Source organism: Acinetobacter tibetensis (genome assembly GCF_023824315.1).
GTDB classification, from domain to species: domain Bacteria; phylum Pseudomonadota; class Gammaproteobacteria; order Pseudomonadales; family Moraxellaceae; genus Acinetobacter; species Acinetobacter tibetensis.
Genome location: NZ_CP098732.1, coordinates 3,117,195 through 3,139,490 on the forward strand (window position 1 = coordinate 3,117,195; position 22,296 = coordinate 3,139,490).

21 protein-coding genes are annotated in these 22,296 nt (G+C 42.9%); 11 read left to right on the top strand and 10 right to left on the bottom strand.

All coding sequences use genetic code 11. The annotated features are described in order from the left end of the window. The first annotated feature begins 19 nt into the window (after positions 1 to 19). The 4 genes from M5E07_RS15005 to gluQRS all read left to right on the top strand — a co-directional run bounded on the left by M5E07_RS15005 (position 20) and on the right by gluQRS (position 3,122). Complete coding sequence (locus M5E07_RS15005; protein ID WP_252220455.1) at positions 20 to 640, top strand: NUDIX domain-containing protein; 621 nt, start codon at positions 20 to 22, stop codon at positions 638 to 640. A 10-nt stretch (positions 641 to 650) separates the two neighbouring features. After that, entirely contained in the window at positions 651 to 1,460 is an 810-nt protein-coding gene (gene cpdA, locus M5E07_RS15010) for a 3',5'-cyclic-AMP phosphodiesterase (RefSeq protein WP_252220457.1), read from the top strand. Positions 1,461 to 1,671: 211 nt separating this feature from the next. Further along, positions 1,672 to 2,199, top strand: a complete 528-nt coding sequence (dksA, locus tag M5E07_RS15015) for an RNA polymerase-binding protein DksA (RefSeq protein ID WP_131265337.1) — start codon at positions 1,672 to 1,674, stop codon at positions 2,197 to 2,199. A 2-nt stretch (positions 2,200 to 2,201) separates the two neighbouring features. Next, entirely contained in the window at positions 2,202 to 3,122 is a 921-nt protein-coding gene (gene gluQRS, locus M5E07_RS15020; protein WP_171304992.1) for a tRNA glutamyl-Q(34) synthetase GluQRS, read from the top strand. Between the two features lie 92 nt (positions 3,123 to 3,214). On the opposite strand, the gene ftsW is transcribed toward gluQRS, so the two are convergent. The 5 genes from ftsW to M5E07_RS15045 all read right to left on the bottom strand — a co-directional run bounded on the left by ftsW (position 3,215) and on the right by M5E07_RS15045 (position 8,332). Beyond that, a complete protein-coding gene (ftsW, locus tag M5E07_RS15025; RefSeq protein ID WP_116762450.1) occupies positions 3,215 to 4,411 on the bottom strand; it encodes a putative lipid II flippase FtsW in 1,197 nt (398 codons plus the stop codon). A gap of 23 nt (positions 4,412 to 4,434) precedes the next feature. Next, a complete protein-coding gene (murD, locus tag M5E07_RS15030) occupies positions 4,435 to 5,781 on the bottom strand; it encodes a UDP-N-acetylmuramoyl-L-alanine--D-glutamate ligase (RefSeq protein ID WP_252220459.1) in 1,347 nt (448 codons plus the stop codon). 159 nt (positions 5,782 to 5,940) lie between these two features. Further along, complete coding sequence (locus M5E07_RS15035) at positions 5,941 to 6,195, bottom strand: DUF6587 family protein (protein ID WP_252220462.1); 255 nt, start codon at positions 6,193 to 6,195, stop codon at positions 5,941 to 5,943. A 20-nt stretch (positions 6,196 to 6,215) separates the two neighbouring features. Continuing rightward, positions 6,216 to 8,072 (bottom strand): ferrous iron transporter B, encoded by a 1,857-nt coding sequence (gene feoB / locus M5E07_RS15040; RefSeq protein ID WP_252220464.1) that lies wholly within the window; start codon positions 8,070 to 8,072, stop codon positions 6,216 to 6,218. Next, positions 8,069 to 8,332, bottom strand: a complete 264-nt coding sequence (locus tag M5E07_RS15045; protein WP_116762465.1) for a FeoA family protein — start codon at positions 8,330 to 8,332, stop codon at positions 8,069 to 8,071. Before M5E07_RS15045 ends, feoB begins: the two co-directional genes overlap by 4 nt. Before the next feature lie 171 nt (positions 8,333 to 8,503). Between M5E07_RS15045 and xerD the strand changes: the two genes are divergently transcribed. The 4 genes from xerD (at position 8,504) to thrC (ending at position 12,973) form a co-directional block, all read left to right on the top strand. Beyond that, a complete protein-coding gene (gene xerD / locus M5E07_RS15050) occupies positions 8,504 to 9,421 on the top strand; it encodes a site-specific tyrosine recombinase XerD (protein WP_116762463.1) in 918 nt (305 codons plus the stop codon). Positions 9,422 to 9,531: 110 nt separating this feature from the next. Next, positions 9,532 to 10,347, top strand: coding sequence for a DsbC family protein (locus M5E07_RS15055; protein ID WP_116762442.1), 816 nt, complete (start codon positions 9,532 to 9,534; stop codon positions 10,345 to 10,347). A 124-nt stretch (positions 10,348 to 10,471) separates the two neighbouring features. Then, positions 10,472 to 11,776 (top strand): homoserine dehydrogenase, encoded by a 1,305-nt coding sequence (locus M5E07_RS15060; protein WP_116762461.1) that lies wholly within the window; start codon positions 10,472 to 10,474, stop codon positions 11,774 to 11,776. 57 nt (positions 11,777 to 11,833) lie between these two features. Further along, on the top strand, positions 11,834 to 12,973 hold the full coding sequence (thrC, locus tag M5E07_RS15065; RefSeq protein ID WP_116762440.1) for a threonine synthase: 1,140 nt from the start codon (positions 11,834 to 11,836) through the stop codon (positions 12,971 to 12,973). Between the two features lie 63 nt (positions 12,974 to 13,036). Here the strand turns inward: thrC and M5E07_RS15070 are convergent, their stop codons facing one another. The 3 genes from M5E07_RS15070 to pbpG all read right to left on the bottom strand — a co-directional run bounded on the left by M5E07_RS15070 (position 13,037) and on the right by pbpG (position 15,672). Beyond that, positions 13,037 to 13,816: a hypothetical protein gene (locus M5E07_RS15070; protein WP_252220466.1), complete on the bottom strand. Its 780-nt coding sequence runs from the start codon at positions 13,814 to 13,816 to the stop codon at positions 13,037 to 13,039. Positions 13,817 to 13,843: 27 nt separating this feature from the next. After that, positions 13,844 to 14,464: a DUF6915 family protein gene (locus M5E07_RS15075; protein ID WP_252220468.1), complete on the bottom strand. Its 621-nt coding sequence runs from the start codon at positions 14,462 to 14,464 to the stop codon at positions 13,844 to 13,846. Between the two features lie 149 nt (positions 14,465 to 14,613). Further along, complete coding sequence (pbpG, locus tag M5E07_RS15080; RefSeq protein ID WP_252220470.1) at positions 14,614 to 15,672, bottom strand: D-alanyl-D-alanine endopeptidase PBP7/8; 1,059 nt, start codon at positions 15,670 to 15,672, stop codon at positions 14,614 to 14,616. 217 nt (positions 15,673 to 15,889) lie between these two features. Here pbpG and gacA point away from each other — a divergent pair, with 217 nt between their 5' ends. From gacA to M5E07_RS15095, 3 genes are read left to right on the top strand one after another with little or no spacing between them, the layout of a single operon-like run. Continuing rightward, a complete protein-coding gene (gacA, locus tag M5E07_RS15085; protein WP_016168485.1) occupies positions 15,890 to 16,525 on the top strand; it encodes a response regulator transcription factor GacA in 636 nt (211 codons plus the stop codon). Positions 16,526 to 16,561: 36 nt separating this feature from the next. Continuing rightward, on the top strand, positions 16,562 to 18,121 hold the full coding sequence (locus tag M5E07_RS15090; RefSeq protein WP_252220472.1) for a sensor histidine kinase: 1,560 nt from the start codon (positions 16,562 to 16,564) through the stop codon (positions 18,119 to 18,121). Positions 18,122 to 18,145: 24 nt separating this feature from the next. Further along, positions 18,146 to 19,555 carry a sigma-54-dependent transcriptional regulator gene (locus M5E07_RS15095; RefSeq protein ID WP_165815717.1) on the top strand — a complete coding sequence of 470 codons (1,410 nt, stop codon included), beginning with the start codon at positions 18,146 to 18,148 and terminating at the stop codon, positions 19,553 to 19,555. Here M5E07_RS15095 and M5E07_RS15100 read toward each other — a convergent pair whose 3' ends face one another. Together M5E07_RS15100 and gpmI are read right to left on the bottom strand one after the other, a co-directional pair. Beyond that, positions 19,556 to 20,722 (bottom strand): S41 family peptidase, encoded by a 1,167-nt coding sequence (locus M5E07_RS15100; RefSeq protein WP_116762428.1) that lies wholly within the window; start codon positions 20,720 to 20,722, stop codon positions 19,556 to 19,558. Between the two features lie 23 nt (positions 20,723 to 20,745). Continuing rightward, positions 20,746 to 22,293, bottom strand: coding sequence for a 2,3-bisphosphoglycerate-independent phosphoglycerate mutase (gene gpmI / locus M5E07_RS15105; protein WP_252220474.1), 1,548 nt, complete (start codon positions 22,291 to 22,293; stop codon positions 20,746 to 20,748). Between the last annotated feature and the right edge of the window lie 3 nt (positions 22,294 to 22,296).

Here is a 22,296-nt window from a genome sequence, read left to right on the forward strand (position 1 = left end):
TTCATCCTGACCGAGCTTTATGAATATTATTAAACGAGCAACGTATAATAGCGACGAAGTAGACATTCTTTCTCGAGAATATTTATTTCGCGGCTTTATTCAGGTTGAAAAAGTCAGTCTCAAACATCGTTTATTTCAACGAAGCGACTATACCTCTGTTATTCATCGGGAATTAATTCAACGTCCCGAAGCGGCAGGGGTTTTAATTTATAATGACCATCAACAAAAATTCGCTTTAATTGAACAGTTTCGTATTGGTGCAATGGATGACCAAGATTCGCCTTGGCAACTGGAAGTCATTGCTGGCGTACTCGATGGCGATGAATCACCTGAAAGCTGTATACGACGCGAAAGCCTTGAAGAATCAGGCTGTGAGTTACAACAGTTAGAGCACCTATTTAGCTTTTATCCTTCTGCTGGAGCCTGTGCAGAGCTTTTTCATCTGTATAGTGCAGAAGCAGAACTTCCTGAGCAAGGCGGAATATTTGGCGTTGCTGATGAAGGCGAGAATATTCAATTACATATCCTTGATTATGCCGACATACGTAGCCTACTGACCAACGGTCGGCTCAGAAATGCGCCTGTCATTATGGCATTGCAATGGTTAGAACAACATATTAAAACCATAAGGAATGTCTAAGGGGACGGACATGACTTTGAAACAACCACATGATCAACAGCAAGACTGGACCATCATACAAATTTCAGATACACATTTAATGAATCAGGATGATTTAGAATTTGTGCATATGAATCCTGAGCAAAGTTTTCATCGCGTGATGGCTCAAATTCAACATGAATATCCACACGCTCACGCGCTGATTCATACCGGTGATTTGGCGCAGGTTCCTGTGTCTGAAACCTATCAACGCTACCTCGATTTTATGCAAACTACAGGGTTCCAATACTACCAAGTGCCCGGCAACCATGATAGTGAGGAATTCTTTCCATTTCATGACCAGCAAAATAAAGTGCATGCCATTCCTATGGGAAATTGGTGTTTAGTGCTGCTCAATAGTGCCGTCAAAGGAAAAATTGATGGCTGGATTGATACAGAACAACTGAAACAACTGGATCACATTCTCAGTCTCCATGCCAAGCAATATATTTTAATTGCCTGCCATCATCATCCCTTTGAAATGCAGTCCCGTTGGATTGATCAGCATATTCTAAAAAATACTGAACATCTGACCGACGTCTTGGCTAAACACTCGAATGTCAAATTGGTGTTATGTGGTCATGTGCATCAAGCTTCGGAAAATCAATGGCATGGAATTCATTTCCTTTCCACTCCATCGACCTGTGTACAATTTAAACCCCATAGCGATGATTTTGCCCTCGACGATGAAGCCCCCGGCTATCGCGTCGTACAATTAAAAGCCAATGGCGAGTTTACAACTCAAGTGCATCGTACGCAGTTCATACAGAAAAAAATAAATATTGAAATTACAGGCTACTAACTTTTCATTTCATTTTATTTCCATTATGTTATGGCTGCTAAATAAAAGGTGATAGCTTAAATCGAAACATCAAAGACTATCCAGAATTGAAAAAAGTCTATATGATGACGACCCCTGTGGAACAATCTCCGCATGGGCGGTAGATAAAAACACTTGCATATCACCATATTTTTTGCGTATAGATGTACGTATATGATGAGGAATGCCCTATATGGCGAATGATAACCAAACCCAAGTCTTGGATGAACATACAGATGTTGTAGATGACAAATCTACCAAGCGCGTACGTAAAGCAAAGCCGAAGGCAACTGAAGGTGGTTCTACTGCAAGCTTATTTGGTATTGAACCTTATCAGCCAAAAAAGAATGAAGAATACATGTCTGAAGGACAGCTTGAACACTTCCGCCTGATTTTATTGGCATGGAAAAAAGAGCTCATGTCTGAAGTGGATCGTACCCTCAACACCATGCAAGATGAAAATACAGCATTGCCTGACGTCAATGACCGCGCAACGCAAGAAGAAGAATTTGCAATTGAATTAAGAACACGTGACCGTGAGCGCAAATTGATTCGTAAAATCGAACAATCGATTGAAGCAATCAAGAATGATGATTACGGTTTCTGCGAAACATGTGGTATCGAAATTGGTTTACGCCGTTTAGAAGCACGCCCAACCGCAACGCTTTGTATCGATTGCAAAACTTTGGCTGAAATCAAAGAGAAGCAAAACAACGGTTAAGTATGTTATTCAATAATCCTCCCCTAACCCCTTCCTTACAACAGAAGGGGGACAACAGGATGGCTTATGTGGGTCGGTTTGCGCCATCGCCAACCGGCCCTTTACATTTTGGCTCACTCCTCACAGCCGTTGCGAGTTATTGCGATGCCAAAGCACAACAGGGACAGTGGTTCGTTCGTATCGAAGATACCGACATTCCTCGTATTTATCCTGGCAGTGAACAACATATTCTCGAATGCCTAGAAGCTTTTCAGCTTTATCCTGATGCCGAAATTATTTTCCAGAAAGATCGCCTAGACCTTTATGAAGCGGTAATTGATCAATTACACGTTGCAGGTCAAGTCTATGCCTGTGCCTGCACCCGAAAAATGCTTGGCTCTAATCATATCTATGCAGGGACTTGTCGTAATTTAAGTCTGGCGTTTGAACAGCAAGCCATTCGCGTTAAAGTCGAAGATCAATCCATCTGCTTTCAAGATCGCTTGCAAGGTCAACATTGTTCCAATTTAAAAGAGGATTTGGGAGACTTCGTACTCAAACGTCGAGACGGCATTATCAATTATCAACTCGCCGTTGTGGTGGATGATTATTTGCAAGGTATCACTCATGTCGTTCGCGGCGCAGATTTACTGGATAATACCGAACGGCAAATTTGGCTGGCACAACTACTGGGTTATCCCACATTAAGCTATATGCATCTGCCACTCGCAATGAATGCTCAAGGGCAAAAATTATCGAAACAAAACCTTGCACAAGCCTTAGACCCAAAGCAAGCACCTGAATTATTACAGCAAGCCCTGCTTGCGTTACACCAGCCAGCAGTAGCTTTAGACCGACCTGAAATCATGCTGCAACAAGCTGTAGCACAGTGGAATACCGACCTAATACCACACAGCATCGAATTGGAAGGGCATTTTCTCTAATGCTTGGGAAAATAAAAAACCTCTCATCTGATTAGACAAGAGGTTTTCAAATTAAAATATATGCTGCTTCATTGGGGATAAATCCAATAGGCTTAGAAGCTTGATTCTTCTTTACTTGGATTGATGTCTTGCGTGGTTGCATCAATTTTCAGAATTAAGCTGATCATCACTGCACACATAATTAAAGATGAACCACCATAACTAATAAAAGGCAAAGTTAAACCTTTGGTTGGTAGCATGCCCATATTCATGCCCGCATTCACCAAAATTTGCAGCAAGAAGATAATACTGATGCCATAGGCCAAATAGCCTGCACGTAGATATTGATTGCGTAGCGCGCGATGACCAATTTTGATACAGCACACCAACATGCCAAAAGACAGCAGCAACACCACAGTAATGCCGAAAAAGCCAAACTCTTCTCCCAGCACTGCCAACATAAAGTCGGTATGGGCTTCAGGCAAATACGACATTTTTTGAATACTATGACCTAAGCCAACCCCTGCCCATTCACCACGACCAAAGGCCATCAGCGCATTAGAAAGCTGATAACCTGCACCTAAAGGATCATTCCAAGGGTTAGAGAACGACATCAAACGTTCAAAACGGTAAGGTTCAAATACAATCAGAAAGAAGAAAGCAGTTAGAATCGCGCCAAGGGCGATACCAAACTGAATTACAGGCGCACCTGCTAAAAAGAACACCCCTAACATCATCAGCACGATGACCACTGTTGCCCCCAAATCGGGTTCCGCAATAATCAAACCAACCGTTAAAATCATAATTGCCGCAAGTCGCACCAAACCTTTAACGGTGTTCCGGACTTCTGCCGCACGGCGCACCACATAGTCTGCCGTGAAGATGGCCATCATGACTTTAGCGACTTCCGTGGCTTGTAGCGTAAAGCCTGCAATACGAATCCAACGTGTCGAACCATTCACCTCCGTCCCGATCACCAATACAGCAGCGAGCAATACGATGGTGATCAGCCACAGAGGAAAGGTATTGTTGAACCATATATTCAAGGAAACCCGATAAGTCAAAAATGCAGCAACACCAGCCACCACAATTGAAATGGCATGCCGTACAACATAATGGAAAGGATTTTCCAGCATCCGATCGGCATAAGGCATGGAAGCCGAGGCCACCATGATTGAACCTAAACACAGCAAAGCAATGACACAAAAAATCAGAACATTTCGTGCCGTAAATTCGGCAGGAATTCGCGGGCTGATACGTTGATAGACTTGCTGAACTTTATTGATCGTTGTCTGAGCTACACTCGCCATACAACTCTCTCCTTATCATTCTTTTAAGTTAGCGCATTCACACAATCGACAAACTGATGACCGCGATCACCATAACTTTTAAACATATCAAAACTTGCACATGCAGGAGACAATAACACTACATCGTGTGCCTGCGTATGTGCTTGGCACAATTCTACCGCTTGTTTGAGTGTTGCAGCATGCAAAATTGTTGTAGTTCCTGCTATCGCCTGCTCAATCAGTTTGGCATCTTCTCCAATCAGCGCTGCCAGTTTAGCGTATTTTGCCAGTGAATCTTTCAAAGCCGTAAAGTCTTGTCCTTTACCTTGTCCACCCAAAATAATTGCCACCTTACCTTGCTGAGCTTCAATCGCTGCCCCTAGACCATCAATGGCAGCTAAAGTCGCGCCAATATTGGTGCCTTTAGAATCATTATAGTAGCGGACTTGGTTCACTTCTTTCACAAACTCACAACGATGCTCTAAACCTTTAAAATGCTTCAGGGTGTTCAGCATAGATGCTAAGGGCAAACCTATAGCCTCACCCAATGCCAAGCATGCCAATGCATTGGCGACATTGTGCGTACCCTGAATATACATGTCAGCACTTTTCAATAAGCGCTCACGACCACGTGCCAACCATATCGTACCGTCCGCATCTTTTAGAATGCCGTATTGATTCAGGTCTGGTGCATTCAGACCAAAACTCTGCAATGGCGTTACATCAGGGACCAAAGGACGCGTCAATGAATCATCACGGTTATACACCACTTTTTTCACACCTTGGAAAATACGGTGTTTGGCTTGATGATAGCCCCACATATCACCATGACGGTCTAGATGGTCTTCACTCATATTCAGGACCACAGCAACCTCTGCATTTAAATTTGCTGTGGTTTCAAGCTGGAAGCTCGATAATTCGAGAATATACAGCTCTGGATCATCCTTGGTTAAATCCAGCGCTGGTCGTCCTAAATTACCGCCTACAGCTACTTTCTTGCCTGCTTCTTGAGCCATGAGACCAAATAACGTGGTCACGGTACTTTTTGCATTTGAACCTGTAATGGCCACAATCGGTTTGTCCGTTGCACGGCGTAATACCTGAATTTCGCTGACAACTGGAATGTGTTGTGCAAAAGCCGCTTGAAGTTCTGGAAGCTTGAGATCTAAACCAGGACTCACAATAATTTCTTCGGCTTGTAATAAGAGTTCTTGATCCAATTGACCAAAACTGGTTTGTACATCGGCAGGAATCTGGTCATGTCCTGGAGGGATGGCTCGTGAATCTGTTACTGCAACGCGGTAGCCCTTTTCATGTAAGAAATTTACTGCTGCAACACCTGAAATTCCCAGCCCTGCAACGACTTTTAATCCACCACGCTGTATTAACATTTTTGCCCCATGTTTTGGTTGATTGGTAAAACTGACAAAATGTTAGCACTTTGCTGTTTTGAATGCTTTTTCTGTTTTGACTTTCTCTCTGTTTTTTTGTGTCAGCGCGTAAAAAAGCCGTCGAATCTGACGGCTTTTTGCGGATTAAGGAAAAAATGCTTATTTCCACTTCACGGCTTGAATTTCAGCATTTTTATTTGCACGGGGTGCATCCTCTTGGCTACAGCCACAACCGCCACCACAACCTGCAACAGGTACAGGCTTGAGCCATTTAGATAGTGTGTTCCAACCCTGCTTTTGCGTAAATCCAGCCAATGCGCCAAAGGTTTTATTGGATGTTTTAGGAAAAACTTTCTTAAACACCACCACTGTACTCCACAGCACCAAGGCTGCAACAATCAGAATTTCAACCATGTTCAGAGTCTCCTTACAGATTAACCGAAATAGTGCGACGCAATTTGATAAGTCAGGAATGACATCAAATACGCTAGGCCAAACAAATATGCGGTCATAAAGCTCACGGTTTTCCATGACCCTGTTTCACGACGTACGGTCGCTAAAGTCGCTAAACAATGTGGCGCATAAACAAACCAGACCAATAAAGACAAACCTGTTGCCAAAGACCAACCTAAATCACTATTACCGCTAATGATCGCCGCCAATCCTTGCGACATGGCATCATCATCCACCGCAGATAAAGCATAGACTGTGCCCAAAGCCGCAACGACAACCTCACGTGCCGCCATAGCAGGAATCAAGGCAATACAAATCTGCCAGTTAAAACCTAAGGGTGCAAAAATCGGTTGCATAATATGACCCAACATCCCCGCAAAGGAATAATCGATATCAGGCATGGTCGCACCCACTGGCGGTTGTGGGAAGGTACACAAGAACCAAAGCAGTACCGAAAGGGCAAAGATAATACCACCGACACGTTTCATAAAAATCTTGGTACGATCCAACAAACCAATACCGACACTTTTTAAGTCAGGAAAACGGTAACTTGGCAGCTCCATCAGCAAAGCATGTTGCGATTTATCTTTTTGGAAAAATTTCAATACAAATGAAACAATCAACGCACTGACAATGCCTGCCATGTACAAAGCAAACAGCACCAAGCCTTGTAAATTAAAAATTCCCCACACTGTTTGCGCAGGAATAAAAGCCGCAATTAATAAAGCATATACAGGTAGACGTGCCGAACAGGTCATCAGTGGTGCCACAAAAATTGTGGTTAAACGATCTCGTGGGTCACTGATACTGCGGGTTGCCATAATTCCAGGAACCGCACAGGCAAAGCTAGACAACAATGGAATAAATGCACGTCCACTCAAGCCTGCTTTAAACATTAGTTTATCCAGCAAAAATGCAGCGCGCGGTAGATAGCCTGACTCTTCCAAGACCAAAATAAAGAAGAACAGAATAATAATCTGAGGCAAAAACACCACGACGCCGCCCGCACCCGCAATAATTCCGTCAACCACCAAACTATGCAATAAAGGTTGCGAGATGGATGCACCAATCACTTCACCCAGCCAGCCAAATAAACTTTCGATCCCATCCATAAAAGGAGCTGCCCAAGCAAAAACGGCTTGGAAAATCACAAACATCATTACCGCAAGTGTGACTAAGCCAAGTACGGGATGTAAGAAAATTCGATCAAGGAAATCGGAGCGTTTATCTTCTTGGTCTGCATACTGCACCACATCATGCAAAATCGTGGCAATTTTCTGATGATGCGAACCTTTTAAGCCACTCAGTTCGGTATGGGGTACGGCATATTTGGCTTGATCTAAAGCATTTAACAAATTTTCAATGCCTGCATTACGCACCGCAACGGTTTCAGCGACAGGAATACCTAAGCGTTCCGACAGCTTTTGCGTATTGATTTGCATCCCACGACGGCGTGCTTCGTCCATCATGTTCAGAACCAGTAGAATTGGGCGTCCCAACTCAATCATTTCCAGCACTAAACCTAAATGCAGTTTTAAGTTGGTGGCATCCACCACACATAAAAATGCATCCTGATGCCCTTCTTCTGCAATTTTTCCCTGAACCACATCACGGGTGATGGCTTCGTCAGGGCTGGTTGCATCTAAACTATAGGTTCCAGGTAAGTCCAAGACCCGAACAGCTTTCCCAGAAGGCAAGGAGAACTGCCCCATTTTACGTTCTACCGTCACGCCCGCATAGTTCGCGACCTTTTGACGAGTTCCTGTTAAATGGTTAAATAAAGAGGTTTTACCGCAGTTAGGATTCCCGACAAGGGCAATACGCAACGCATCACTCATGCAGGTGCTCCTTCTATCTCAATTTCAATTTTTTCTGCTTCAACTTTTCTTAGTGCGAAACGGGTAAATCCGACCTGAATTAAAATCGGATCGCCACCAAAAATACCTTTTGTCACCACCTGAACGGAAGTACCAGGCACAAAACCTAAAGTTTCCAAACGACTGGCTATTAGGTCAGTCTGAGCTGCATTACCATCCACATGACGTTTGACGTTACGAATAATGGCTGTTTGCTTGACTTTCAAATCAGATAAAAGCACCGCACTAAACCCTAAAATATTTTCTGTAGTATACAAGCAAATGAGAATAATTACCAAATAAGGTTAGATTCCTATTCGCATTCACTTTATACCACAAGGTCCATCCAGAAAAATGTTGTAAAATTAGTTAAGATGGGCAATCTAAATCGGTTTCCTGAATTCGAAGCAGCAATGTTAAATAAAAAACCTAGAATACCTACACCTGTCCAAATTCCAGAAAAACTCAGCTTTCTTCAAGGTTTCCGTGACTATTTAATTGCACAAACTGTCAGCCCTCACACGCGGAATGCCTATCTTTCTGACCTGATTCAATGCAGCGAATGCCACAGCAAAGCCCTGATCGATTGGCAAAGTGATGATATTGCAGATGTACTTCTCAACTTAACTCAGCAAGGTAAAAGCCCGCGATCTATTGCACGTAGTCTTTCTGCCTTACGTTCATTTTATAAATTTTTAAGAGAACAAAAGCTTCGCAGTGATAACCCTGTGGCCAGTCATCGCACCCCTAAAATTGGACGTGCCTTACCTAAAGATCTTTCAGAACAAGACGTAGAAGCCCTAATTCTTGCACCAGATACCCATACTGCATTGGGCTTACGTGATCGTGCCATGTTTGAAGTCTTATATGCCTGTGGTCTGCGTGTATCAGAATTGTTAAATTTACGCTTAGAACTGATCAATTTGAAACAGGGTTATTTACGGATTGTCGGTAAAGGTAACAAAGAACGTTTGGTGCCTTTAGGACAAGTGGCTTGTCAATGGATTGAAAACTATTTGGCCCAAGCCCGACCAAGTCTGTATAAATCGGCAACTGACTATGTGTTCCTCACCCAACAAGGTGGGATTATGAGCCGACAAAACTTCTGGTATGCCATTAAGCGTTATGCCCTACAGGCTGGCATTCAAGCCGAACTTTCACCGCATACCATGCGTCATGCATTTGCCACCCATTTACTCAACCATGGCGCGGATTTACGTGTGGTACAAGTGTTATTGGGACATAGTGATTTATCGACCACACAAATTTATACCCATGTGGCACAAGTCCGTATGCAGCAACTACATGCCGAGTTCCATCCAAGAGCCTAAACCATAAAACAATATACGCTTCACAGAGCCCACAGCAAGAAATACCACGCTACAAAGTTTTTTTTGCTATGCTAGCTTCCTGTTTTTATACCTAAAAGAAAGGGTTTTATATGTCATTTACCCGCACAAAATTATTTATTGCATGTACCTTGGCAGGCAGTTTGGCCCTCACGGCATGTTCAAATTCAAATAATGATGACAAAAAGCAAAATACGCTCACAGCGAGTGCACCTGCAACTGGAGAGGCATCAAATCTTTCTGAACGCAATGCACAGCAACGCCTGATTAAAACGTTAGAGCAACATTTTAAAACTGCGGGTATTAATGCCAAAATTATTGATATCAAACCCACCGAAGTCCCTAATCTGTATTGGATTAACTTAGAAGGCATGAGTTCAGTCTATGCCACCAGTGATGGTAAATTTTTAATTCAGGGCGATGTCATTCGCTTAGGCGATAAAAAGTTACATAATGTCAGTGAGAACTTGCAAGCCTCAGCCAATAAAAAGCATTTAGCTAGCTTAAAAACAGAAGATCTGCTGGTGTATCCAGCGCAAGGTAAAACCAAGCATGTCGTTTATGTATTTACCGATGCAAGCTGCCCGTATTGCCACAAATTACATGAGCATATTCCTGAAATTACCGCTAAGGGCATTGAAGTTCGTTACATTGCTTGGCCACGTGGTGAGCAGTTTATGCCCGCAATGGAAAGTGTGTGGTGTAGTGCAGATCGTCAAGCTGCTTTTGACCAAGCCATTGCAGGTGCACAATTACCTGCCGCTACCTGTAAAAACCCTGTTCGCGATCAATATCAACTGGGCTTGAATATGGGTGTGAATGGTACACCTGCGATCTACAATACCGAAGGTGTTTATTTAGGCGGATACCTCAGCCCTGAAGAATTAGATCAGCGTTTAAATAACTAATTTTTATTTGTTATTTTACTATTAGTTATAGGTGGAGATTATCTTCGCTCCACCCTAGAGTCTGAGCGTTTTTTTAGCTATGATCTAGACTCGCGTAAAATTGAAGAAATAAATGGAGTGTGACGTGAAACCAGTTCGTCTGGCAATCCTCGGTCTTGGTACTGTGGGTGGTGGTGCCCTTAAACTACTAGAAGAAAACGCTGCGGAGATTAAACGTCGCACCGGTCGAGGAATTGAAATTACCCACGTAGGTACTCGTCGTCCGCGTCCAGACCTTGATCTTCCAGCCTCTGTAAAACAAAGTGCAGACCTGATGGCCATCGTACGTCAACCCGATGTCGATGTTGTGGTAGAGGTGATGGGTGGTATTCATCCTGCCTATGACGTGATTATGGAAGCCATCAAGCATGGCAAACAAGTCGTCACTGCCAACAAGGCTTTACTGGCTGAACATGGCAATGAATTGTTTAAAGCGGCAGAAGACAATGCTGTACAAATCGCCTATGAAGCTGCGGTTGCAGGCGGCATTCCCATCATTAAAGTGATGCGCGAAGGCCTAGCTGCCAATAAAATTGATTGGTTAGCAGGTATCATTAACGGCACAGGCAATTTCATCTTAACTGAAATGCGCGATAAAGGTCGTGCCTTCGAAGACGTGCTACAAGAAGCACAAGAATTAGGCTATGCCGAAGCTGATCCAACCTTTGACGTTGAAGGGATTGATGCTGCACATAAACTGACAATTTTAGCCTCTTGTGCATTTGGTATTCCATTACAGTTTGACAAAGTCTATACCGAAGGCATCAGCAAAATTACAGCACAAGATGTGAAGTATGCTGAAGAACTTGGTTTCCGAATCAAGCATTTGGGTATTGCACGTCGTGCAGAAAAAGGCATTGAACTACGTGTTCATCCAACGCTCATTCCATCTGAAGAACTCCTTGCCAATGTCAATGGGGTAAAAAATGCCGTCTTGGTACAAGCACATGCTGTCGGCCCAACCTTGTATTACGGTGCAGGTGCCGGCGCTGGTCCTACAGCTTCTGCGGTCGTTGCCGATGTGATCGATATCGTACGTGATATTTCTTATACCGAAGATGGTGCAGGTACAATTCCTCAATTGGCCTTCGAAGCATTAACCGACATGCCAATTTTAAGTCGTGAAGAAATGACGACTGGATACTACATTCGCTTAAATGCCGAAGACCAAACTGGTGTACTTGCTGATGTCACCACGATTTTAAGTCGTGCAGGCATTAGTATTGATGCCATTATGCAACAGTCTCGCTTAAAAGACCTGATTCCAATCGTGATTTTGACCGATCCAGTGGTTGAATCAAAGATGGATGAAGCCTTGCAGCAAATCCAAGCCTTGCCAGTTATTCATGGCGAAATTGTGCGAATTCGTTTAGAATCGCTTGATAATTAATCGGGTCGAGGGGGCAATTCCCCCTTACCAAGCTCTACCCATAATTGGAACATCATCATGTCGAATGCCAATCGTTATACTGGTTTAGTTGACCGTTATCGTGACCGTTTACCAGTGTCTGCTACTACTCGTGGAATCTCTTTGGGCGAAGGTAATACTCCGCTTATTAAGCTGGAGAACATTCCACGTATTATTGGTAAAGATGTTGAAATTTATGTGAAGTATGAAGGCTTGAACCCGACAGGCTCATTCAAAGACCGCGGCATGACTATGGCTGTGACCAAAGCGGTTGAAGACGGTTCAAAAGCAATTATCTGTGCATCTACAGGCAATACTTCTGCTGCTGCGGCAGCGTATGCCGCACGTGCTGGCATCAAAGCCTTTGTGTTAATTCCTGAAGGCAAAATTGCCATGGGCAAAATGGCGCAAGCCATGATGTACGGTGCGATCACCATGCAAATTCGCGGTAACTTTGACGATGGTATGCGTCTTGTAAAAGAAGTTGCTGATCAAGCACCTGTGACCATTGTTAACTCGATTAACCCATACCGTTTACAAGGTCAAAAAACCATTGCTTACGAAATCGTAGAAGCTTTGGGTCGTGCACCAGACTATCACTGCTTACCTGTAGGTAACGCAGGAAATATCACTGCACACTGGATGGGTTATACCGAAGCGGTTGCCAACCAGCCTGCGGATCAGTTTGAACAAGTCATTTACGATGCTGCGACAGATCAATTCACAGGTCCTAAACCAGAAGGCTTACCGATCATGGTCGGCTATCAAGCTGATGGCGCTGCACCTTTCTTACGTGGTGCACCAGTTGAACATCCTGAAACGGTTGCAACCGCCATTCGTATTGGTAACCCACAAAGCTGGAACCATGCCAAAGCTGTGGTCCGTGACTCTAAAGGTTGGTTTGATGAACTTGCTGATGCTGAAATTTTAGAAGCACAACGTTTGCTTTCTATGTATGAAGGCGTCTTTGTAGAGCCGGCTTCTGCTGCCTCTATCGGTGGTGCAATCCGTGATATTAAAGCGGGTAAAATTGCTGAAGGTTCTGTGATCGTGTGTACCGTAACAGGCAATGGCTTAAAAGATCCAGACACCGCCATCAAACAATGTGCTGATGCCGTAATGTTGTCTATTGATGCAACGATGTCTCAAGTTAAAGACTCGATTCTTTCAAATATGTAAGTTTCTACTTGCACTAAAAAACCAGTTGCTTGCAACTGGTTTTTTAGTGGCTAGATAATGATTTTATTCTTCATATTCATAATCTTCATCATAACTATGCATTTTTGCGAGTTCTTTTTCCAGACGCTGAATTTCTTCTAACTCAATTTGCTTAATCTCAAATAAAGGTTGTTTGAGCAAAGCATTCACTGCGTATAAAGCCTCATTTTGCCACAGGGCAATGTTTAAAATTTGCTTATCTTCATCATAACTTAAGCCGTACTCAGCCTGAATGAGCGCTGTTAATAAAATAGGCTGTTCCGATAAAGACTCCAATGAACCTGCTAATTGGATATCCGAATAATCGTAATCCGCAAAGATAGATTCAATTTTGCCTTTGAGTAATTCTGGGCTTTCAGCATAAATGAGTCCTGCAAAAAACTCGTCATGCTCTTCAAGCCATTGCTGTTTTTTGGTCGACCACAAACCATAGAACTTAACTTCATGTTCAAAGCTAACCAGTTGAAATTTTTGCATTTCAGCCATTTGTACGAAGCTAAAAGTATCCGCATCACTCAGACTACTTGGCAGCACATCCCGAGAAACTTCCCCATCTTGGTAAATATGCTCACCACAACGTGAAAAAACAAAGTCATCCAATTGTTTTAACGTGGCTTCATCTGCATCAAATAAAGATTCTACCTCGTACAAAGCAAAATCTCGTGCACCCTCAACCTCCAGCCTCTGATAAGCCGCTTCGGCTTCAGCCTGATCTTGAAAAACATTACTAATCCGATTGCCTGCGACATAAAAAACTTCATCGTTATAGCCGAAGTATTTTGCACGAATAACGTAGGTGGTCATATTCATCTCCTGATTTTTTAGCCACGCTTAAACGAAGCTTTGTTGTTTTCTTTGATGTAATGCTTGCGCACTTTGCGGAATTGCCATGCCATTATCCATCCACAGTTCAAACTGCATCGCGTGGAAGATATCATCTGGACTATAGACAATATTCTGTAAATTCGGTAATACGCCTATTCGCGGTAAAATATCGTAAATAAACCAACTGTTATGTGTAAAAAGTAAAGAATGCAGCTTCCCTGTTTGTGCCAAAGGTGAAAGCATTAATTGGGATGCAATTGGGTTTTGGGCGTAGACTTGATGTAATTGTTCTAAATGCCGTTCTAAATTTTGAGGTAATCGGCTTGTATCAATGGCATGAACAAAGTCACTTAAAGTAGGAATAAAACGCTGCTGATAATCCACCAATAAATGATCACGTTCACATAAGTCTTTTATGTCAATCGATTTGCCCGCACTGTTCTGAACACTATGACCAAATATCGGGATCACAACTGAATTTATTCCCCACAAGGTATGTAAAATTCGATGCCGAGCGTCACTACATAAACTTTTGGTACTATCAATAAATGCATGTAATTCATAATAATCTTCTGGCTCTCCACCCCAACGTTTCGCTGAAATTCGAGCATGTTGCATCGCATTCATAGTCAGATCCAGTCGTTATCTTGTTATTTCGCTATCATACGCATTCCACATACAAAAAATAGTCAAAAACTCATCTTTAAGACAAGCTGTGTCGCAGCCCATAGGCATAAAAAAACTCTTCATCAAGAAGAGTTTTTTTAAGATAGAAATTAAATTCGTTTTGGTAACTGACTTGCCCACGTCATTAAACGGGTCGCATCTTCAGTTCGACTTTGAGATGTACTCGCACCTAGAATAACCACGACTGCCGGACGTGAATTCAGGGTAGTATGCATGACTACACAACGCCCTGCTTCATTGATATAACCTGTTTTAGACAAGTTGATATTCCAACCGCCATTACGAACTAAGGCATTGGTATTATTAGACTTTAACATCCGATAACCGAGATTAAAATCATAACTGGCTGTGGTTGAAAACTGACGAATTAAACCGTATTGCGATGCGGTGCTGACTAAAATACCCAAGTCACGTGCTGACGCAACGTTGTGCGGATCTAAGCCTGTAGATTCAACATAATGTGTCGAGCTCATGCCCAATGCACGTGCCTTCGCATTCATTGCAGAAATGAAAGCACTACGTCCTCCTGGATACGTTCGCGCTAACGCTGCTGCCGCTGGATTTTCCGATTTCATTAAAGCAAAAAGCAACGCTTCTGCACGGTTCATGCTATCCCCTGCACGTAGCGTTGAACTCGAATTTTTACCGCCTGCCCCTGCAAAATCGACCGACTGTAGGGTAATTTCCTCAGACATGTCTAAACGTGCATCGGCAATGACTACTGCTGTCATTAATTTAGTAATTGAAGCAATCGGTAATGCAGCATTGGTATTTTTACTATAGAGCACCTCACCTGTTTGTGCATCCATGACCAGCGCTGCACGGGCACTTACAGAAGGTTGACTGCTATAACCCGCAGAGGTATCAATAATATGAACCGTTTTCGGTGCAGAATAGGAAGGTACCCCATTAGAGCTGCGAACCGTCGTGGTCACTTTGGCTGATCCTTGCGGAGACACTTCCTCAACGAGTGAAGAAACATCACTATTTAATAATTGACTCGCTTCCTCTGAAGACCAGTTCATTGAAGCCTGACCAACACTCCCCGAGGAAGGATTAATGACGAGTTCAGCAAAGCTTGTTGAACTCAGGCTGAGTAGAATAGACATACTCAACACATGCATGAATGACTTCTTAGAATTTTTCACAATCGTTTACTCAACTCAGGGAGGTAAGATACATTTGCGTATTACCTCAAATATGCCTTACATTTACACAGCAACGGGAATTTTGCGTTCACGCTATTGTGCAAAACTTTTAATTTCGGAATAAGAATAGGATTGCTAATTTTGTCGTTTCATTGCAAGCTTATTTTGCTTTATGTAACAAAAATGATGTAATTTTTTTAGCCAGAGGGAGAAATCGGTGATTACAGTTTTAGTGGTGGATGACCATGAATTAGTCCGTACTGGTATTTGCCGTATGCTAGAAGATCATGCAGATGTACAAGTCATCGGTCAGGCGGAATCTGGTGAAGAAGCAATTAACCTCGTTCGCCAACATCACCCTAATGTGGTTTTGCTGGATGTGAACATGCCAGGTATTGGTGGCGTAGAAACTACTCGCCGCCTATTACAAACTGCACCTGAAACCAAAGTTTTAGCTGTGAGTGGTTTGGCCGAAGAACCCTACCCATCATTGTTATTGAAAGCTGGTGCCAAAGGCTATATCACCAAAGGTGCTCCTGTCAGTGAAATGGTTCGTGCCATTAATAAAGTCATGCAAGGTGGCAAATATTTCAGCGCCGATATTGCAGAGCAACTCGCAAGCTCTTATTTATCCGACACGCAACAATCACCATTTGACGCTCTGTCTGAACGCGAAATGCAAGTTGCCATGATGGTGGTGAATTGTATCAGCGCACAAGAAATTGCGGATAAGCTCTTTGTCAGCGTAAAAACAGTCAATACTTATCGCTACCGTATTTTTGAAAAATTAAACATTGATAGCGATGTCAAACTGACACATCTAGCCATTCGTTATGGTCTAATCAAACCTTAAAGAACAAAAACTTTCATCATCTAATCGGTTTGCAGCATGCAACATTCCCAATATTTCGAATTAAATCAATACTTTTTTGGGCTGTGGTATGCCGCTTACCGCTTATTGATCACCAGTTGTCTGGTCCTCATTTTTATTCTGACCCAAGATGAACTCTCAACCAACTACGAGTTTCCCCAACTTTATTTTTATGTGCTCTGGGGCTATTTTTTCATTAACTGCGTACAATTTTTTAATCTGAAGCATTTTAAACAGCATATTCCTCAGCAGTTTACATTCATTTTCATTGTCGATGTTGTTGCCTTAAGCCTACTCACCATCGCCACCAATGGTCCGAATTTAAGTATCAGTATCCTGTTCTTAACCACCATTTTTGCAGCTTCGTTACTCCTCAATACGCAAAAAGCCTTAATTATTACGCTAATTGCGGTGATTGCTGTGATCTATCAACAATTCTTGATCAGCTTTCTGACCCAACATTCATTCCAGAATCTGGGGAATAGTGTGATCTTGGCGGTTTTATTTTTTGTCTTTTATATCTGTGGACAAATTGCAGTTCGTCGCTTCCAACTGCTCGATCATGTCAATTTTTCCCAATCACAAGAACTGAAACGTCTGCAAAACATTAATCGCTATATCTTGGAACAAATTGAAACTGGCTATTTGGTCTTAGATGAAAACTGCCATATTCTTTTAAGTAACCCTGCTGCCTGTGCTTTACTGGGCATTGCGCCATTTTACGCCTTTGATAAATATCCGCTGTATAAACTACAACCTGATTTATTTGAGTTACTGGACTTTGATCAGGTGCAAAACGGGGAAAAATTTCAGTTTGAATCTCAGCTCAGTCGCTATCATTTGCATATTGAAGTGCAAAAACTGATTGTCCCTCAACAGGTACTGACGCTTTTGGTCATTCAAGATGGGCAAAAAATGAATCAACAGGTACAACAATTAAAATTGGCTGCGCTGGGGCAGCTCTCTGCCAGTATTGCGCATGAAATTCGTAACCCCTTAGCAGCCATTGTTCAAGCCAATGAATTACTACCGCACAGTACGGTTGATCAACAGCAAACGCTGAGCCAAATGATTAGCAAGCAAACCAAGCGGATTGACAAAATTGTGCAAGACACTTTAAGTATGGTCCGTAATCAAGGCACTCAACCGATTAGCATACAATTAGATCATTTTATCCCGATTTTTATTCAAGAAGACCTGCCCGATCTTAAGACTAAAATTTTATGTCATATTGCCCCACAGCTCAGTTTAAACTTTGATGAAGCACAATTTAGACAGGTATTAATTAATTTAATTCGCAATGCAATCCGACATAATTCACCTGAACGCAGTACAATAGAACTCCACTGCTATACGCAGGATAAAAACATTCACATTGATGTGTGTGATTTTGGGGAAGGCGTGGCGATTCACGATCAAGCCCACCTGTTTCAACCGTTCTTTAGTACCGCGATTACAGGAACAGGTTTAGGATTATATCTATCACATAGCTTTTGCGAGGCCAATCAAGCCCTCTTAAGCTATGTAGAACAACAACAGGGAGCTTGCTTTCGCATTCAATGCCGACAGCTAACTTAATAATTCAATTTTTACTGGGGTGTTATAGTGGCGCAACAACCACTCGTTTTATTTGTAGATGACGAAGAAGACCTATGTACGCTGATGCAAATGATGCTGAGCCGTATGGGAATCGAGACGCATGTGGCTTATCGTTTAACACAGGCCAAAAAAATGTTGTCTGAACATCACTATGATGTTTGTTTTACGGATTTAAATCTCCCTGACGGGAGTGGCTTGGAATTGGTTGAGGAAATTTCTCAACGGTATCCTCAGTTGCCTGTCGCAGTGCTGACGGCCTATGGCAATATGGACATTGCGATTGCCGCACTCAAAGCGGGTGCTTTTGACTTTGTCAGTAAACCGATTAAACAAACCCATCTGGAACAGTTGTTACAAAAGGCTCTGAACAATCCTGTGCAGCAACAGGCTTCTAGCGAAGATGCACTTGAACAACGCATGCTGATTGGTCAGTCTGTACCCATCCAACAACTCCGTGTCACCTTAAAGAAGATCGCTCGCTCACAAGCTCCCGTGTTTATTACAGGTGAATCTGGTACAGGCAAAGAAGTTGTGGCGAACTTGGTTCATCGCCTCAGTAATCGCAACGAAGGCCCTTTTATTGCCATTAACTGTGGCGCTATTCCTTCAGACCTGCTCGAAAGTGAGTTGTTTGGACACAAAAAAGGCAGCTTTACTGGCGCAACTCAAGATAAACAAGGTTTGATTCAATCTGCACATGGCGGTAGTTTATTTTTAGATGAAATTGCTGAACTGCCTTTGAATATGCAAGTCAAATTGCTCCGTGCAGTGCAGGAAAAAACCATTCGTCCAATTGGCTCAGATACTGAAATTGATGTCGATTTCCGTGTGATCAGTGCCAGCCACCAAGACTTAGAATCACTGGTTCAGCAAGGTAAATTCCGACAAGACCTATTTTTCCGTATTCATGTGATGGATCTGGTTTTGCCCCCACTCCGCGAACGCGGTCAGGATATTTTAATTCTTGCGCAACATTTTATTCACAAAGTCTGTCGTGAATGGGAAATTGAAGTCAAAGCATTAACGACACGTGCGAAAGATTTTTTATTGGCACAATACTATCCAGGGAATGTCCGTGAACTGCGCAATATCATCGAGCGTGCCATTACGTTAAGTGATGAAGACTATATTGATATTCAGCATTTACAAAGTGCACCCTTACGTCGCAGCATCCACGTACCAGTATCGTCGATCGAGCAAATGCTGACAACGCCTTCAGAATTAACTCTAGTGCCTCGAAAATTGCCTGATGAAGGATTAGAACTGTATCTAGAAAATATTGAAAAAGAGATTCTGCTCAATGCATTGAATATTACGCATTGGAATCGTACTTTGGCTGCCAAAAAACTGGGGATGTCCTTCCGTTCTTTGCGTTATCGCCTGAAAAAGTTTGGACTGGATACTGATGAATAATTAACGGCGATTAGCAATGATCTCTGCAGCATGCTCTAGATAGGTCTCTTCCTTCATATCATGTTGCAAGGGATATTGCTGATCGGGTTGAATGCCAATGCCTTCAATCATCTTCCCTGATGGGGTGTAATAATGAGAGACCGTCATTTGTAGCGCAGTACCATTCGACAATGGAAACAGTTTCTGGACCACACCTTTACCATAACTTTTTTCCCCAATCACCCAAGCACGACGATGCTCTTTCATCGCGGCCGTAAAAACTTCTGCTGCAGATGCAGATCGAGCATTAATTAATACACCAACTTTCAGATTCTGAAATTCCGAGCTAGGTAAAGCTTGAAATTGCTGATTACCTTCTGAGCGACTTTTGGTGGTGACAATAATGCCCTGATTTAAAAATAAATCCGCCGTTTCCACCGCTGCAGACAATAAACCACCGGGATTATTTCGTAAATCAATCAGCACCGCCTTAAGACGGGATGGGTTGTTTTCTTCAATTAAACGCTTAATTTCATTGGCTGTATCTTGTTGAAACACGCGAACTTTAAGCAACAGCACTTGATTATGTAGCAGTTGTGCCTCAATGTCTGTTTCAATTTTCTTGGTCCGAACCAAACTGATGGGCTTGGTGTTCTGCCCCAATTGCACACTTAAAGGCGAGCCAATTGCACCATACAACAAAGCATTGACCTGTTCACGGTTCAGCTTTCTTAATTCTTGATCATCAATTTTGAAAACAGAAACGCCATTACGTAAGCCTTGCTTATAGGCATCGGCTTCCGGCTTGAGTCCTTGAATGGTCCATTGACGCTGATTGTCATAACTTAAACTAAAATCGACCGAAGCCAAGTCACCATCGGTATATTGCACCAACTGCTTATAATCTTCGGGCGATAAATAACGAGAATAACGGTCTAAACCACTCACCAAACCCTGAATGGCTTGTTGGAAAAGTTGTTCATCGTTTTTATTATCGACGTAATTGTCTTTGACAATGCCATAAATCTGCACAAACTGCTGAATCGATTCAACAGGGACTTCAGGATAACTTTGTTCGACTTCATCAAAATCTGGAGCAGTGTCAGTCTCATTCACTGCCCCAATTGCAGGTCCACAACACATGAATAACGCTGTTAAGGGAATAACAAATTTCAAGTGTTGTGTCATTGATTCACCTGTGAAAAGCCGACTTAGGCTTGTAGGGTAATAAGATTACGACCTTGCATTTCTGCTGGAACAGGCAATTGCATCAAATTTAACAAGGTTGGTGCAACATCCGCTAACACACCACCTTCCGCAATAGTGGCTTGGGTTGGACCCACATAAATAAATGGGACCAATTCTGTTGTATGTTGAGTATGCACTTGCCCGCTCACATAGTCCTGCATTTGCTCCACATTACCATGATCGGCAGTAATCAGCATATGGCCTTTGTTTGCCATCACAGCATCGTACACACGCCCCAAACAGGTATCCACCGCTTCTACAGCTTTCACTGCTGCTTGGAATACACCAGTATGCCCCACCATGTCACCATTGGCATAGTTCACCACCAACAGATCATATTCACCTGAATTAATCGCCGCGACCAATTCATCAGTCACTTCATAAGCACTCATTTCTGGTTTTAAATCATAAGTCGCAACATTTGGTGATGGGATTAAAATACGTTTTTCACCAGGATATTCGTCTTCACGACCACCGCTAAAGAAGAACGTTACGTGCGCATATTTCTCCGTTTCAGCAATACGCAACTGTGTTTTACCTAAATTAGAAAGGTATTCACCCAATGAATTATGCAATGCTTCAGGCATATAAGCCACAGGGGCATCAATGGTCGCTTGATAACGCGTTAACATCACGAACATCGACAAATTCGGCACTACTTTACGTTCGAAGCCAGCAAAATCTTGCTCTACAAAGGCTTTGGTAATTTCACGCGCACGGTCAGCACGGAAGTTCATAAAGACAATGCTGTCACCGTCTTGAACTTTAGCCACATCACCAATGCGTGTCGCTTTGACAAATTCATCAGATTCATCGGCTGCGTATGCTTGCTCCAAGCCTTCCACTGCCGTTGCAGCCGTACGAACCCCCTCACCTTCTGTCAATAAACGATAGGCTTGTTCAACGCGATCCCAACGGTTATCACGATCCATGGCATAGTAACGACCAATCATAGTGGCAATACGCCCTTGATTTGGATATTGCGCAAATAAAGCATCGAGTTTTTCTAATGAAGGCTGCGCGCTTTTAGGTGGAGTATCACGGCCATCCAAGAAGGCATGTAAATATACTTGAACGCCACGTTTGAGTGCTAGCTCTGCCATTGCCACAATATGGTCTTGGTGTGAATGTACACCACCTTCAGAGAGTAAGCCCATAATGTGGACTGCACCTTGAGCGGCTTTGGCTTTTTCAACTGCATCGATCAATACTTGCTGTTCAAAAAAAGCACCTGTACGGATGTCTTTGGTAATTCGGGTAAAATCTTGATACAGCACACGGCCTGCACCCAAATTCATATGACCGACTTCTGAGTTACCCATTTGTCCATCTGGCAAGCCAACATCTTCACCAGAACCAGAGATTAATCCATGCGGATGCTTTTGTTGCATAGCAGTCAAGTTTGGTCGTTGTGCTGCAAGGAAGGCATTATCTTTAACCGCTTCACGGTGTCCAATACCATCCATAATTACCAATACGTGGGGGACTTTGCTGGCAGTTGCATCCGTCATGAT